Consider the following 14,766-nt stretch of genomic DNA (forward strand, 5'->3'; position numbering starts at 1 on the left):
TCGCGCGACGCTAGGTCAATGGCTGCACAAGCTGACGCTGATAGGACTGACGGTATTGCAAGGGGGTGCGCCCGTGGGCTGCGCGGAACAGTTTGTGGAAATGCGACATGTTCGGAATGCCGATCTCGGCGGCGATCGTGCTGACAGGGTCGCTATCGGTGATCAGGGCGCGCGCGGCATGGGTCATGCGCAATGCGTTCACAAAATCGGACGGCGTCTGGTCGTAATATTTGCGCATTGAACGGCTGACATGCGGGTGTGCCTTGCCGGTAAGGGCCACGAATCCGGCGGCACCTTCGCGGAAAACTGCGGGGTCTTTGGCAGCATTGCAGGCACGGTTAAGCCAGTCAGGCGCTGTGTCAGGGCCACAATCGGCGGTCAGATCGGCGCATAGCGGTAGCAAAAACGCCTCGGCTTGCAGGGCGCTGCGGTCGCTGCGCTCAAGCGCAACTGCGGCGTGGTTCAGCGTGGCCAGCTGCCGCATATCGCGGTGATGCTGGACCAATGGCGCCGCTGCCCAAAACAGATGCCCTTGCAACGCGGGGTGCCGTTCGGCCAGCGCGGCAACCGTGTCCGGATGGATGCAAAGCGACACGACAAGCGCATGTTCGCCGCGACCTTGTAGCGCATGCATCTGGCCAGGCTGCAAAAAGCAAAGATCGCCTTCGCTTAGCGTGGTGATTCCATCGGGGCAATAGTGGCGCACCTGCCCGTTCTGGACCCAGAAGATTTCATAAAAATCGTGTGAATGCAATGATTTGGGGCGTTGCGATGTCACCGTGGCGCGTGTCAGATGAATGCGCGCGGCGTCTTTTAGGATATCTTTGTGCAACAGAATCTGGGCCATAGTTTCGCATAGCACAGGATTTGCTGCATTGCAGCATTTATCTTCGCGGCGTGACAAATGGCGCGGGCCGCGGTATCTGCGGGCAACCCGTCAAAACAAGGTATCCCGATGTCATTTGATCGCTCTTTGAAGATTGCCCCGTCCATCCTGTCGGCTGATTTCGCGAATTTTGGCATGGAATGTGCCGCAATCGAAGCCCAAGGCGCGGATTGGGTGCATGTGGATGTAATGGACGGGCATTTTGTGCCCAATATCACCTTTGGCCCTGCGACATGTGCCGCGATCCGCCCGCATATCAAGGGCGTGATGGATGTGCATCTGATGATTGCGCCGGTTGATCCTTACATTGATGCATTCGCGCAGGCCGGTGCCGATGTGATCACCGCCCATGTCGAGGCAGGCCCGCATATCCACCGGACCTTGCAGGCGATCCGCGGGGCTGGAGCCAAGGCAGGTGTCGCGCTCAACCCCGGCACGCCGGCAAGTGCTGTGGAATACCTGCTTGATATGGTCGATCTGGTTTGCGTGATGACCGTAAACCCAGGCTTTGGCGGGCAAAAATTCATTCATTCCCAAGTCGAAAAGGTCCGCCAATTGCGGGCGATGATCGGTGATCGACCGATCCACATCGAAATCGACGGTGGTGTTGATCCGACCACTGCGCCGCTTGTCGCTGCGGCGGGGGCGGATGTGCTGGTTGCCGGTTCCGCTGTGTTCCGTGGCGGCAGTGTGACAAACCCCGCGCCCTACGGCGAAAACATCCGCGCTATCCGGAACGCCTGCGCGGGCTAGCCCTGCACATTTCCTGCACAAACGGGCGTGATCTTATGCACCCTGCGAATTTAGATCTGCCGCAAAGCAGTGAAAAAGAGGCAGGATATGATCATTCGCGGGATACCCAAAAAACTGGCCAAGGACGCGTGGTGGCTTGACGATGAATAGCCTATCGCAAGTGGCGCAGATTGCGTAGATTCAGGCGCAAGGAGGCCAGACCATGATCTTGATTGCTGACGATGACGCGCAAATTCGCGATGTTGTGCGTATTGCGCTGGGCCAAGCGGGGTTCGCAGTGGCAGAGGCCGCCGATGGCCGCGCCGCGTTGGAAAAAGCGCAAAGCCTAAGCCCCGATCTTATCGTGCTTGATATCGGCATGCCGGAAATGGACGGGCTGTCGGTCTGCCGCGAATTGCGCAAGGTGTCGCAGGTGCCGGTGCTGTTCCTGACCGCCCAAGCAGACGAGATCGACCGCGTTGTCGGGCTTGAATTGGGCGCGGATGATTACGTGTCAAAACCGTTTTCACCGCGTGAATTGGTGGCGCGGGTGCGCGCCATCATCAAGCGCAGCGGCACCAGCGCGCCGGAACAGGTGGTGATGCGGCGCGGGGTTCTCAGCCTTGATCCCGATCGCCATCTTTGCCACGTCAATGACGCGCCTGTGACCCTGACCGCGCGTGAAATGGAACTGGCGCTGCACCTGATGCGCCGCCCCGACAACGTGCTGTCGCGCCCGCAACTGGTGGATCAGATCTATGGCACAAATGTGCATGTGTCGGATCGGACGATGGACAGCCATTTGCGCAATTTACGGGCCAAATTGACCGCAGCGGGCTGTGCGGATGCGATTGAAACGGTACACGGCGTTGGTATCCGGATGGGCGCATGCCGCGGCGGGTGATCTCCAAATGGCGGCCGCCACTTGGCCTTGTGCTGGGCGGGACATTGGCGGCGGTGTTCTTTCTGCCGTTGATCGGGATCGGCTATTTTCGGGTCGCGGGCGGTGTGCTTGGATGGGCCGAAACGGCATGGATGATCGGCTGGATGGCCTTTGTCGCGACGGCTGTATTGGGCTTCCTTCTGTGGCGGCTTGTGCTGCGGCCCCTGCGTACGTTGACCCAATACGCGCAGGCCGAAGGCGCAGCCGAGGTGCCTGTGCATTTTGGCACGCCCGAGTTTTCCAAACTGGGCCAATCGGTTATCGCCATGACCGAGACCCTGCAAGGGCGCGAGGCGGTGCTGCGATCTTATGCCGATCATGTCACCCACGAACTGAAATCCCCTTTAAGCGCCATTCGCGGCGCGGCAGAGCTGCTGGCATCGGACCAGCTGTCAGCCGCTGACCGCGCGAAACTTGTGGGGAATGTGTCGCTTGCCGCTGCGCGTATTCAGGACCTGCTGGACGACCAGCAGGAATTTGTGCGCGCCCATGATCAGACAGGTGCGGGCGTGTCACAACTGTCTGAACTGGTTGCAAAATGGCCCTGCGTGCTGGTCGCGCAGGATGGGCAAGTACCGCTAAGCGCAAATGTCGGCGAAGTCGTCATGACCCATCTGATTGGCAACGCATTGCAACACGGGGCGACCCGCGTGACGGTGGCGCTATCGGGCGATTGTTTGCTTGTATCTGATGACGGGCCAGGCATTTCAGAAGGAAACCGTTCCCGCATATTTGATCCGTTTTTCACCACCAACCGCGACAAGGGCGGGACCGGCATGGGGCTCGCGATTGTGCGGCGGATATTACATGCGCATGGCGCGGACATCAGGCTGCGCGATGGGGCAGGCGCGGTGTTTGAGATCAGTTTCTAAAAGCAGGGGTGACGTGATGAAACGCCAGTATATCGACAGGCTTGCCTTGGCACTGATCGCGCTCGGATTGGGCTATGCTGCGACGATCTTTGTCGTGGAACTCTCGCGCGGGACGCACATGGGCAACTGGGTCTGGGAACGTCACCAGAACCTGTTTTCGTGGTATTCGCGGCCCTTGTTTATCTTGCCCGCCGCCTATTACGCCTATCGACGCAAACTTGGTTATATCATTGGTTTCATGTTGCTGATGGCGACCAGCCTGTTCTGGTTTGCGGCCCCTGAACAAATACCCGAGGCCGTGAGCAGCTATCTTGCTTGGGAAAAGAAGATGTTTTTCACCAATGAAAACCGCGTGCCCATGTTTGCGCTGATCGCGGCGGTACTGCTGTTCTTGGTTGTCTTCTTTTTTGCATTCTGGCAACGCAACCCTTGGTACGGTGTGTTGGTCATAAACCTTGGGACGCTTGCAAAAATTGTGGTGAGCCTGACAATGGGCGGTGCGGCGGGCACGGCGGCGATTGTGCCGTCAGTGACAAGCCTTTGCATGATCAATGCGATCGCGGGTTTCATTTGGATTCGGGTGCGAAAACGCGCTTAGCTGCCCGCGCGATACCATGCAATCAGCGCCTCACGGTCTTGGGGTTCAAGGCCGGTAATATTGGCCGGCGGCATGGCGTGACTGACGCCGGCTTGCAAATATATCTGGCGCGCGTGTTTGGTAATATCGGCGGTGGTTTCCAAAAATACGCCTTTGGGAGCAACCCGAATATTGTCCCAAAACGGTTCACGCGCGTGGCACATCGAACAGCGGCCCATGATGATATCATGGACCGCGTCATAGCCTGCCGCATCGGCAAAGCGTTGCTCGTAAACAGTCAGTTCGCGCGTTTCTGCCTCTTCATAGGTTTCATAGCCGCGCTGCGTGGATAGCCATGCAATGATGATGAACAAAATCACCGTGACCGCCCAAGTCCAGCTTGGCTTGCCTTTGCGCGCGTGCATGGAATTGAAATAATGCCGGATCGTGACCCCCATCAGGAACACAAGCGCTGCGATGATCCACGCGTATTTTGTGCCAAAGGCCAGCGGATAGTGGTTTGACAGCATCAGGAAAACCACGGGCAATGTCAGATAGTTGTTATGTGTTGACCGGAGCTTTGCGATTTTGCCGTATTTGGGATCGGGGGTGCGTCCGGCCTTGAGATCGGCAACAACGATCCGCTGGTTGGGCATGATGATAAAGAACACATTGGCGGTCATGATCGTCGCGGTGAATGCACCAAGATGCAGCAACGCGGCCCGTCCGGTGAATATCTGGTTATACCCCCACGACATGCCCACAAGCAGCACAAACAGCAGCACCATCAGCGTGGTTGGCGTGTTCCCCAGCGGCGATTTGCATAGGTAATCATAGATAACCCAGCCCACAGCCAGCGACGCGGCAGAGATAAACACAGCCTGCCATACCGCCAAATCCGCCTTGGCCGGATCAATCAGGTAAAGTTCGGCCCCGACCCAATAGACCACCGCCAACATCGCGGCGCCGGACAGCCATGTCGCATAGCTTTCCCATTTGAACCATGTCAGGTGTTCGGGCATTTCCTTTGGCGCGACCAGATATTTCTGGATGTGGTAGAACCCGCCGCCATGGACCTGCCATTCTTCACCATCCGCTGGGCCAGCGATGTCGCGGTTGAGTGACAGGTCCAACGCGATAAAATAAAAGCTGGACCCGATCCATGCGATCGCCGTGATCACATGCAACCAGCGCACGGCAAAACCCAGCCAGTCCCAAAGAATTGCGATATCATACATGCGTTTTCCCCTTTTTGGCCAAGTCTAGCCAAGACGCTAGTTTTCTTGTATTCCCTGATACTGCCAAGCTCTATCAAAAATTGCAGAATAATGTCTTATCTCGAGAATATCCGAACTTTTGTACGTGTCTATGAACTTGGGTCGATGTCGGCTGCGGGGCGTGATTTGCGGATATCGCCCGCGGTGACCTCGGCGCGGATTTCGCAGCTCGAGGATCATCTGTCAGTGCGCTTGTTCCAGCGTACCACCCGAAGCCTGACCCCGACCGCACAGGGCAAGGCGTTTTATGGCGGGGCTTGCTCTGTCTTGGATGCTGTCGCCTATGCCGAGGCGCAGGTGTCAGAGCTGACGGAAAACCCCAAGGGTCTGTTGCATGTGGCCGCGCCGCTGGGCGTGGGGCGGCGCTTGATCGCGCCGCATGTCCCTGCGTTCACAGCGAAATATCCGTTGATTGACGTGCGCTTGCGGATGACCGACCGCACGGTTGATATGACAGCCGAAGGGCTGGATCTTGCGTTTCATCTGGGCCAAGCGGCGGATAGCAACCTGCGCCAACGCAAAATTGCGGATGTTGCGCGGGTAATGGTGGCCGCACCCGCCTATATTGCCGCGCGCGGGCATCCTTTGGACGGCGCAACGCTGGTGCTGGACAAACATGATTGCCTGAACCTGCGTTTTCCCGGCGCCCCTGAATTTCAATGGCAGTTGCAAACGGCGAACGGTCCGGAACGGTTTCGCATCAGCGGACGGCTGGAAAGCGACGACGGCGATGTGCTGACCGATTGGGCCTTGGCGGGGCAGGGGGTTGCGATGAAGCCGCTGTTTGAAGTGGCAGAACATCTTGCCACGGGCGCATTAATTGCGGTGGCACAAGATACACCGCCCGTGCCCGTGCAGATGTCGTGCCACTATACCCATCGCAGGCACCAAGACCCGAAAACCCGTCTTTTTATGGAATTCATGACCGACCGGATAGCCGATGCTATTCGAACGGCGGAAAGACTTTCATAAATAATTTGATAAATTTCTGAATTCTATCAGATAGGCTTAGAAACGAAGTAGGAGACACCGGTGCAACGATATCCGCGTGACATGATCGGCTATGGGGCGACCCCACCGGCGGCAAATTGGCCGAGCGGTGCGCGCATTGCCGTGCAAATTGTGCTGAACTACGAAGAAGGCGGCGAAAACAACGTGCTGCACGGTGATGCTGCGTCAGAGGCGTTTTTGTCAGAAATCGTTGGTGCCGCGCAATGGCCTGGCCAGCGTCACTGGAACATGGAAAGCATCTATGAATACGGCAGCCGCGCAGGATTCTGGCGCTTGCACCGGATGATGGCGGACCTGCCGGTAACCGTTTACGGCGTGGCCACAGCACTCGCGCGCAGCCCTGAACAGGTCGCTGCGATGAAAGATGCGGGCTGGGAAATCGCCAGCCACGGTTTGAAATGGATCGAATATAAAGACGCCCCCGAAGACGTAGAACGCGCCGATATGGCCGAGGCCATCCGCCTGCATACCGAGGTCGTCGGCACCCCGCCACGCGGCTGGTACACGGGACGCTGTTCTGAAAACACGGTGCGACTGGCTGCGGAAACCGGGCAGTTTGCCTATGTGGCAGATACCTATGCCGATGATCTGCCTTATTGGTCCGAATTTGGCAAAACTGACCAGTTGATCGTGCCCTATACGCTAGATGCGAATGACATGCGCTTTGCAACGCCCCAAGGTTTCAACACGGGCACGCAGTTTTTTGACTACCTTAAGGCCAGCTTTGACGCGCTTTACCGCGAAGGCGGGCGGATGCTGTCGATTGGGTTGCATTGTCGCTTGATCGGGCGGCCCGGCAGGGCCGAGGCGCTGCGCCAATTCATTGAATACGCGCAAAGCCATGAGGATGTCTGGTTCGCAACGCGCGAACAGATCGCTGACCACTGGGCCGCGCAGCACCCGCATCAACGGTTTGCACGCCCTTCGCAGATGGGGCGCGATGAATTTGTGCAGACCTATGGCAGCGTGTTTGAGCATTCGCCTTGGATCGCCGAGCGCGCGTTTGATCTGGAACTTGGGCCAGCACATGACACGGCGGTCGGTCTGCAAAACGCAATGTGCCGCATGTTCCGTTCAGGAAGCCAAGACGAACGGATGGGCGTGCTAACAGCGCATCCGGATTTAGCAGGTAAACTGGCAGCGGCAAAGCGGCTCACCGCGGAAAGCACATCCGAGCAAGCCAGCGCAGGGCTTGATGCATTGACCGACGCCGAGCGTTCAGCATTTGAAACCGGCAATGCAGCCTATACCGCAAAATTCGGCTTTCCGTTTATCATCGCCGTGCGCGATCACGACAAAGCCGCGATCATGGCCGCAATGCAGGAACGGTTGCACAATGATTGGGCAACGGAATTTGCGCAGGCCTGCTATCAGGTCGAACGGATTGCCCTGCATAGGCTGACGGATATGCTGCCTGGATGACCCGCAATATTCGCATATCCCCGCTGACACAGGCCGCATTTGCGCCTTACGGTGATGTGCTGAATTGCGATGGTGACCCAGATAAGATGATTAACGCCGGGCTTTGCGGTCGGTTTCATGACCGCGCGCGGGTTGATGTGACGGACGGGCAGGTTGGGATCAGCCTGTTTCGGTCTGAACTGCGGGCGCTGCCCTATCAGCTTGATCTGATTGAGCGCCACCCCGCAGGATCTCAGGCGTTTATCCCGATGAGCATGGACCCGTTTTTGGTCATCGTTGCAGATGCGGGCCTGCAACCGCAGGCCTTTGTCACCGCCCCAGCAGAGGGGATCAATTTCCACCGCGGGACATGGCACGGGGTTCTAACCCCGCTGTCCGGTCCTGGCCTGTTTGCCGTCATCGACCGGATCGGTGAGGGCGCCAACCTAGAGGAGCATGTTTTCGACACGCCTTACAGCGTAAACTTTTAACGATTGACCGGCGCTAAGATCGGCAATCCATCAGGGACAAAAACTATGACAGATACATCCTATTCAGATCCAAATGTGACGCCGCCATTGGCGCAGGCCGTTCCGCTTGGATTTCAACACGTTCTGGCGATGTTCGCCTCTAACGTAACCCCTTCGATTATCGTGGGTGGCGCGGCCGGGCTGGCCTTTGGGTCGCCCGACCTTGTTTACCTTGTGCAAATGGCGATGCTGTTTGCAGGTGTTGCGACACTGTTCCAGACCGTTGGGCTGGGGCCAATCGGCGCGCGGCTGCCAATTATGCAAGGCACCAGCTTTGCCTTTGTCGGGGTGCTGGCCGGAATCGCGGCGACCATGGGCCTTAGCGTCGCCCTGACCGCCTGTATTATCGGTGGTGCGATCCATTTCTGCCTTGGGGCCTTTATCCAGAAACTACGCTGGTTGTTTCCGCCGCTGATCACCGGCTTGGTGATCCTGTCGATCGGCCTGTACCTGATCCCCGTTGCGATCAAATACGCAGCTGGCGGCGCGGCGACATTCCAGATGGAAGCCGAAAGCTTTGGGTCTCTAAAGCATTGGTCTGTCGCGTTGACAGTGATTGTGGTGTCGCTAGGGCTCAAGTTCTTTACCAAGGGTGCGCTGTCGAATGCGGCGATTCTGGTGGGGCTGCTGGCAGGTTATGCGCTTGCGATTGTACTGGGCATGGTCAGCTTTGGGGCCGTGGGCAATGCGGGTTGGATCACACCGATCAAACCACTGCCTTACGGGTTCGAATTCAACCTTGGTGCGGTGATTGCGGTGACGCTTGTCTGCGTTGTGTCGGCGATTGAAACGGTTGGCGATACTTCAGCGACAACCAAAGCAGGCGCAGGACGCGACGCAACCGATGCCGAGATTTCCGGCGCCACTTATGCGGATGGGCTGGGAACAGCCGTTGCCGGTATTTTTGGCGGCCTGCCAAACACATCCTTTAGCCAGAACGTCGGGATTGTCGGCATGACCGGCGTTATGTCGCGCCATGTTGTGACCATTGGCGGCCTTGTGTTGATTGTCTGCGGGCTTGTGCCCAAGGTCGGCGCGATTATCGCCTCAATGCCGCTGCCTGTCTTGGGTGGTGGTGTGATTGTCATGTTCGGCATGGTTGCGGCAGCGGGTCTGAATGTTCTGGCCGAAGAAAAGATGACACGCCGCACAATGATCATCATCGCCGTATCACTGACCTTTGGCTTGGGGCTGAACCTTGTGCCGACGGCCGTACAATACCTGCCTGATACGTTGCGCGTTCTGGCGACATCGGCGGTTGCGCCTGTTGCGCTCTTGTCGATCCTGTTGAACTTGATCCTTCCCGAAGAAGTCTAGCAAACAGGTCCTTAAAACGAAAAATGGCCTCGCGCGTTGCGCGGGGCCATTTGTTTGCCGGTTCACAATAATACCGGCAGCAACGCAAAATCGTTGTGTGCATGGGCGCCGCAACGCGGGCGGCGCCAATCTTGATCTAATGCGGTTTAGTCAGCGAGGGTCAGGTTCACGGCGCTTTCACGCCCGTCACGACCCGCTTCGATGTCGAAATTCACTTTTTGATCGTCGCGCAGACCGGTCAAACCCGACCGTTCGACCGCTGAAATATGAACAAATACGTCTTTTGCGCCGCCATCGGGTGCAATAAAGCCGTAACCTTTAGTGGTGTTGAACCATTTGACAGTGCCTGAAGCCATGTCTGTGTCTTCCTTCAATATCATCCGCTCGCGGAACTGCAGCGGTTTGGCGCAGTCAAAGTTTGATCGATTGACTGGGCCGAAAGGGGAGACAGTGGTCGATTATTTAACGTCGCGCGCCAATCATGGCAGGTTGCGCGACAAAATCAACATTTTTGGGTAAGTCGGTTTGTGCGCTGCATAAAACTGCGTGCACAGGCTGTGGCACGCGTAAAACCGCGTGCCACAAAATTCTGAAAATCGCTTATGCGAGTGCGAGGTTAACCGCTGATTCGCGACCGTCGCGGCCGGCTTCGATGTCAAAAGTTACTTTTTGATCATCGCGCAGACCTGTCAGGCCTGAACGCTCAACAGCGGAGATGTGGACGAATACGTCCTTAGAGCCGCCATCAGGAGCGATAAAGCCGAAGCCTTTAGTTGTGTTGAACCATTTCACGGTGCCAGTAGCCATCGTGTTTTCCTTTATTTATCAATGCCATCCGCAGAATTGCGACAGCTTGGCTTAGTCAGTGCAATATCGAAAGACTGTAGCCGGATAGGAAAACAGTGGTCGAGTTGGATAACGTCTGCCAATCCCATGTGGAGCTTTGCGCCCAATAAATCAAGTAAAATCGACGTGTCGGCATCGCGTCGGCAATTTGTCGGCCATGCGTCGGACCCCAACGCACGGTTGATTTGGGGTATTTCCATTCGCTTTTGTCATGCTGTCAGGCAAGGAGATACCGATGCGCCGCATGACCAAAGCCGAACGGATCGCTCGTCAGAAAATGATGCGCTATCTGTATGAGGAAAACATCGACCAGACCGATCTGTCGCTGGAGTTGCGCGATAAGGTGCCGCTGGCGTGGCACACGCTGGAACATGATCTGGACGTGGAAGAACCCAAAGTGAAGATCACCCTGCGGCTGGACGCAAGCGTCGCGAAATTCTACCGCGCGATGGGAACGGGGTATCAGGCGCGGATCAGCCGGATATTGGGGCTCTGGGCCAATATGAAAATCGGCGAGGCCCTACGGATGGAAGAAGCGATCTATGCCCAGATGAAAATCCTGACCACCCAAGACCGCGAAGACGAAGCGCGCGGCGCGCGGATCAAGGGTTTTGGCGCGGATGTGGAGTAGGACAAAGCTTGCCCGACTGATAGGTCGGGCAGCCCCCGACCCTCCCCACGGGAGGGGGCTTCACCCCCACCCAGGGTCAGGGGCTGCCCTTGGGTGTTTGGTGGTGCAAAGTGATTGTAGGGAATGTCAACTGTGAAACCTTATTGACCATCACCATCGCACTCCATAAATTCCGACGTGCATTCTATTGAAGGGCTGGATGATGCAAGACAACCTCCAAGTCATACGAATAGAAAGTGAGTTCTACGACGCTTTGGTTCATCGAAAGCGTCAGACAAAGGTCGCGATGCTAATAGCAACCACCTTTAGGGACAAGGAAATTCCCTCAGAAGAGTATATCAACCTCGCATTGGATCAATTGGTCCTTCGCGAAGACGTTCAATCATTTGGCCTCATTCACAGATGGCGACATAGTGAACTTAAGTGGGCTGCTGTTAACGAAACTTGAGAGCCTGTTTTGTCCGCATAGCTGAAATTGAAGTATTTTCACGAACGTCACCTGTCGCAAGCCGAACTGCGTAGGATTCTTCTCCAATAGGCAAAAGGGCGGCCCGAAGACCACCCTTTTCATTTCACGCTGTGCGCCCGTAATTGCTGTGCATTCGCTTTCGCGCACCCGTCGGATTGCGCGGAAATCCGAAGTTTAACGCACGAATTTCTTATGCTTCATCCGTTTTGGTTCCAGCGCATCGGCGCCGAGGCGTGATTTTTTGTCTTCTTCGTAGTCGGAAAACGCGCCTTGGAACCATTCGACGTGGGCGTCGCCCTCGAATGCGAGGATATGTGTGCAGATCCGGTCGAGGAAGAAGCGGTCGTGCGAGATCACCACGGCGCAGCCTGCGAAATCGACGAGCGCGTCTTCGAGAGCGCGCAGCGTTTCGACGTCGAGGTCGTTGGTAGGTTCGTCAAGCAGCAGCACGTTGCCGCCGGATTTGAGCAGCTTCGCCATATGCACGCGGTTGCGTTCACCGCCGGACAGTAGGCCAACCTTTTTCTGCTGGTCGCCGCCTTTGAAATTGAACGCCGAGCAGTAGGCGCGGCTGTTCATGGACGCATCGCCAAGTTCGATAATCTCGGCACCGCCGCTGATTTCTTCCCAGACGGTGACGTCAGCTGCGAGCGCATCGCGTGACTGATCGACGTAGGACAGTTTCACGGTGTCGCCGAATGTGACCGACCCTTCGTCGGGTTGGATTTGTCCGGTCAGCATCCCGAAAAGCGTGGATTTACCCGCGCCGTTGGGGCCGATCACACCGACAATGCCGCCCGGTGGCAGGTCAAACGACAGGTTTTCGACCAGCAGTTTGTCACCCATGGCCTTTTTCAGGTTTTCGACCTCGATCACCTTATTGCCCAAGCGTGGGCCGTTGGGGATGATGATCTGCGCGCGGCCGATTTTTTCTTTTTCAGACTGGTTGGCCATTTCGTTATAGGACGCGATCCGCGCCTTTGATTTGGCTTGGCGGGCTTTGGCGCCTTGGCGCATCCAGTCCAATTCGCGCTGCAACGTGCGTTGTTTGGATTTGTCGTCTTTCGCTTCGCGCTCAAGCCGTTTTGCCTTGGCTTCAAGCCAGCTGGAATAGTTGCCTTCGTGCGGGATGCCCGACCCGCGGTCGAGTTCCAAAATCCAGCCCGTGATCGCATCAAGGAAATACCGGTCGTGGGTGACGATCAGGATTGTGCCTTTGTAATCAATCAGGTGCTGTTGCAGCCACGCGATGGTTTCCGCGTCCAAGTGGTTGGTCGGCTCATCCAGAAGCAGCATGTCTGGCGCATCAAGCAGCAGCTTGCACAGCGCCACGCGGCGTTTTTCACCGCCCGAAAGCGTGGTGACATCGGCATCATCGGGCGGACAGCGCAGCGCCTCCATCGAAATATCGATTTGCGCGTCGAGATCCCACAGGTTTTGCGCGTCGATCTGGTCTTGAAGCTGCGCCATTTCATCGGCGGTTTCTTCGGAATAGTTCATCGCGACTTCGTTATAGCGGTCAAGGATCGCCTTTTTGTCGGCGACGCCCAGCATCACGTTTTCACGCACGGTCAGGTTCGCATCAAGCTCGGGTTCTTGCGGCAGGTAGCCCACGCGCGCGCCTTCGGCCGCCCATGCTTCGCCTGCGAAATCCTTGTCCTGTCCGGCCATGATCCGCATCAGGGTCGATTTACCGGTGCCGTTCACACCGACCACACCGATTTTTACGCCGGGGAGGAAGTTCAGACGGATGTTTTCAAAGACCTTTTTCCCGCCGGGATAGGTTTTGGACACGCCGTCCATGAAATAGACAAATTGATTGCTGGCCATATGGGCGGTTCCTTTTGATCAAGCTTGTCCCCACTTAAAAGGAGTGCGCGATGTAAGCAAGGGGAGGGGTTAATCGGGGAGTTCGAAAGCGTCGAGGGATTCGGCGATGATGTTGGGGAGGTAGTTGGGGTTGGCTTCTATGAATTTAAGAAATACGTCTCCAACTTTGCGATTTACGTCAGCCCAATTTAGGCTCTGGTCTTTGTCCGAGAGAGTGACACGCCAAATCCAGTCAAGAGTTGATCCGTGAGTGCCAGTAGAAAGTGACCCCTGCCAATTAAATAGTTCACACATATTTTTGTGCGTAAGAGCGCCCTTCCTTGCTAGCTTGATCCATTCAGGCTTCAACACTTGAATTATAACGAAGCCCGCAACTATCTCAGTGTAGTAGTTTTCTTTCGAGTAATTTATCGGTGTCACTGCTAGTAGAGTTCCAAGCCGCTCGACATCTCTAAGCGTGACTGGATTATGATCGCCAACCATCATAAGATATCTCTCGTAAAGGCGAACGATGCCCGAACTAAGCCCCAACGCGGTTGCGACGTCTACGAAATGACGTGTTGTATCTACAGCGCCTGTTCTTGGCTGGCGCATCGGCATCGTGATCTGCACAAACTTATGCAGATACCTCTCCGCATCTATCCCTGCCCCGTACCGCGCGCGCACGCTGTTTGCGAGCTCTTGCATGTTGGTGCCCAGCACAAAGTGGACGCCGGGGGTGGCGAAGAAGTGTTTGATGACTTCGAGCATTTGTAGCGCGTAATCGGGGCGGCAGCGGTCGAGTTCGTCGATGACGATGACGAGTTTTTGTATTGGCGCGTTATTTTCGTCTGGTTTGGTCAGAGCTGTTAACGCGTCGCGGAACTCTTCCATTGCGGCGCGGCGTCCGTCTTCACGTTTCCAATAGGCCTTGGCGGCGTCTTCGACGTTGTCGGTTGCCTGTTCGACGATGGCGGTGACAGCAGGCTCCGCAATCGTTGAAACACCAGAAGTTAGCGCCGCTGCGCCTAGTCGTGCAGCCATGGGTAACAGCTTAAATGCAGCTTGGCGTAGCGTTTGTAATAGGGCGTGCGTTGTGTCTTCGTCCTCCAACCTCTCCGCCAGCGCCCCTGTCAGGGCAATCAGCGGATCGTCCAGATAATCGTGTTCAAAGGCGTCGAAGTAGAGCGTGGTCGCCTTGTTTGGGTGGGTTTTCAGGTGCTCACCTACCCAGCATTTCAGAAACACGGATTTGCCGCTGCCCCAGCCGCCATCAAGCGCGATGACGAGCGGGTCGTCGATGCGTTCAACCAAGTTTGACAGTTTGGTCGCCATTGGTTTGCGATCAAGTTTGTCGTGATCGTTCAACCCGTCCTTGTAGAGCGTTATTTTGGGTTCGGGGATTGTGAGTTTCAAATGATCGGCCTTTGGAAAAATGAGTGAAGCTATACCCCAACAGGTTGTG

Annotated in this window: 15 protein-coding genes; 9 read left to right on the forward strand and 6 right to left on the reverse strand. The window is 56.4% G+C overall.

Annotated features, from left to right (window positions below):
- Window positions 1-10: 10 nt before the first annotated feature.
- Entirely contained in the window at window positions 11-847 is an 837-nt protein-coding gene (locus BM320_RS01110) for a helix-turn-helix transcriptional regulator (RefSeq protein ID WP_090195339.1), read from the reverse strand.
- 108 nt (window positions 848-955) lie between these two features.
- Here BM320_RS01110 and rpe point away from each other — a divergent pair, with 108 nt between their 5' ends.
- The 4 genes from rpe to BM320_RS01130 all read left to right on the forward strand — a co-directional run bounded on the left by rpe (window position 956) and on the right by BM320_RS01130 (window position 4,031).
- Window positions 956-1,639 (forward strand): ribulose-phosphate 3-epimerase, encoded by a 684-nt coding sequence (gene rpe, locus BM320_RS01115; protein ID WP_090200212.1) that lies wholly within the window; start codon window positions 956-958, stop codon window positions 1,637-1,639.
- 202 nt (window positions 1,640-1,841) lie between these two features.
- Window positions 1,842-2,522, forward strand: coding sequence for a response regulator transcription factor (locus BM320_RS01120; protein ID WP_090195341.1), 681 nt, complete (start codon window positions 1,842-1,844; stop codon window positions 2,520-2,522).
- Window positions 2,507-3,433: an ATP-binding protein gene (locus BM320_RS01125; RefSeq protein ID WP_090195343.1), complete on the forward strand. Its 927-nt coding sequence runs from the start codon at window positions 2,507-2,509 to the stop codon at window positions 3,431-3,433. Before BM320_RS01120 ends, BM320_RS01125 begins: the two co-directional genes overlap by 16 nt.
- 16 nt (window positions 3,434-3,449) lie before the next feature.
- Complete coding sequence (locus tag BM320_RS01130) at window positions 3,450-4,031, forward strand: hypothetical protein (protein ID WP_090195346.1); 582 nt, start codon at window positions 3,450-3,452, stop codon at window positions 4,029-4,031.
- On the opposite strand, the gene BM320_RS01135 is transcribed toward BM320_RS01130, so the two are convergent.
- Window positions 4,028-5,248 (reverse strand): urate hydroxylase PuuD, encoded by a 1,221-nt coding sequence (locus BM320_RS01135; RefSeq protein WP_090195348.1) that lies wholly within the window; start codon window positions 5,246-5,248, stop codon window positions 4,028-4,030. The genes BM320_RS01130 and BM320_RS01135 overlap by 4 nt on opposite strands.
- A 90-nt stretch (window positions 5,249-5,338) precedes the next feature.
- Here BM320_RS01135 and BM320_RS01140 point away from each other — a divergent pair, with 90 nt between their 5' ends.
- The 4 genes from BM320_RS01140 to BM320_RS01155 are packed head-to-tail and all read left to right on the forward strand — an operon-like array spanning window position 5,339 to window position 9,546.
- A complete protein-coding gene (locus BM320_RS01140) occupies window positions 5,339-6,259 on the forward strand; it encodes a LysR family transcriptional regulator (protein ID WP_090195351.1) in 921 nt (306 codons plus the stop codon).
- Between the two features lie 60 nt (window positions 6,260-6,319).
- Entirely contained in the window at window positions 6,320-7,720 is a 1,401-nt protein-coding gene (puuE, locus tag BM320_RS01145) for an allantoinase PuuE (protein WP_375342061.1), read from the forward strand.
- Window positions 7,717-8,190 (forward strand): ureidoglycolate lyase, encoded by a 474-nt coding sequence (locus BM320_RS01150; RefSeq protein WP_090195357.1) that lies wholly within the window; start codon window positions 7,717-7,719, stop codon window positions 8,188-8,190. The genes puuE and BM320_RS01150 overlap by 4 nt, the downstream gene beginning before the upstream one ends.
- Before the next feature lie 45 nt (window positions 8,191-8,235).
- Complete coding sequence (locus tag BM320_RS01155; protein WP_090195360.1) at window positions 8,236-9,546, forward strand: uracil-xanthine permease family protein; 1,311 nt, start codon at window positions 8,236-8,238, stop codon at window positions 9,544-9,546.
- Between the two features lie 146 nt (window positions 9,547-9,692).
- Here BM320_RS01155 and BM320_RS01160 read toward each other — a convergent pair whose 3' ends face one another.
- Both BM320_RS01160 and BM320_RS01165 read right to left on the reverse strand, forming a co-directional pair.
- Entirely contained in the window at window positions 9,693-9,902 is a 210-nt protein-coding gene (locus BM320_RS01160) for a cold-shock protein (protein ID WP_090200214.1), read from the reverse strand.
- Between the two features lie 244 nt (window positions 9,903-10,146).
- Window positions 10,147-10,353 carry a cold-shock protein gene (locus BM320_RS01165; protein WP_090195363.1) on the reverse strand — a complete coding sequence of 69 codons (207 nt, stop codon included), beginning with the start codon at window positions 10,351-10,353 and terminating at the stop codon, window positions 10,147-10,149.
- 274 nt (window positions 10,354-10,627) lie between these two features.
- Between BM320_RS01165 and BM320_RS01170 the strand changes: the two genes are divergently transcribed.
- Window positions 10,628-11,023, forward strand: a complete 396-nt coding sequence (locus BM320_RS01170; RefSeq protein WP_242650926.1) for a BrnA antitoxin family protein — start codon at window positions 10,628-10,630, stop codon at window positions 11,021-11,023.
- A 643-nt stretch (window positions 11,024-11,666) separates the two neighbouring features.
- Here BM320_RS01170 and ettA read toward each other — a convergent pair.
- Window positions 11,667-13,322, reverse strand: a complete 1,656-nt coding sequence (gene ettA, locus BM320_RS01180; RefSeq protein ID WP_090195371.1) for an energy-dependent translational throttle protein EttA — start codon at window positions 13,320-13,322, stop codon at window positions 11,667-11,669.
- A gap of 69 nt (window positions 13,323-13,391) precedes the next feature.
- On the reverse strand, window positions 13,392-14,717 hold the full coding sequence (locus BM320_RS01185) for a KAP family P-loop NTPase fold protein (protein ID WP_090195374.1): 1,326 nt from the start codon (window positions 14,715-14,717) through the stop codon (window positions 13,392-13,394).
- Window positions 14,718-14,766 lie beyond the last annotated feature (49 nt).

The sequence above is a fragment of the Yoonia tamlensis genome (assembly GCF_900115105.1).
GTDB classification, from domain to species: Bacteria; Pseudomonadota; Alphaproteobacteria; order Rhodobacterales; family Rhodobacteraceae; genus Yoonia; species Yoonia tamlensis.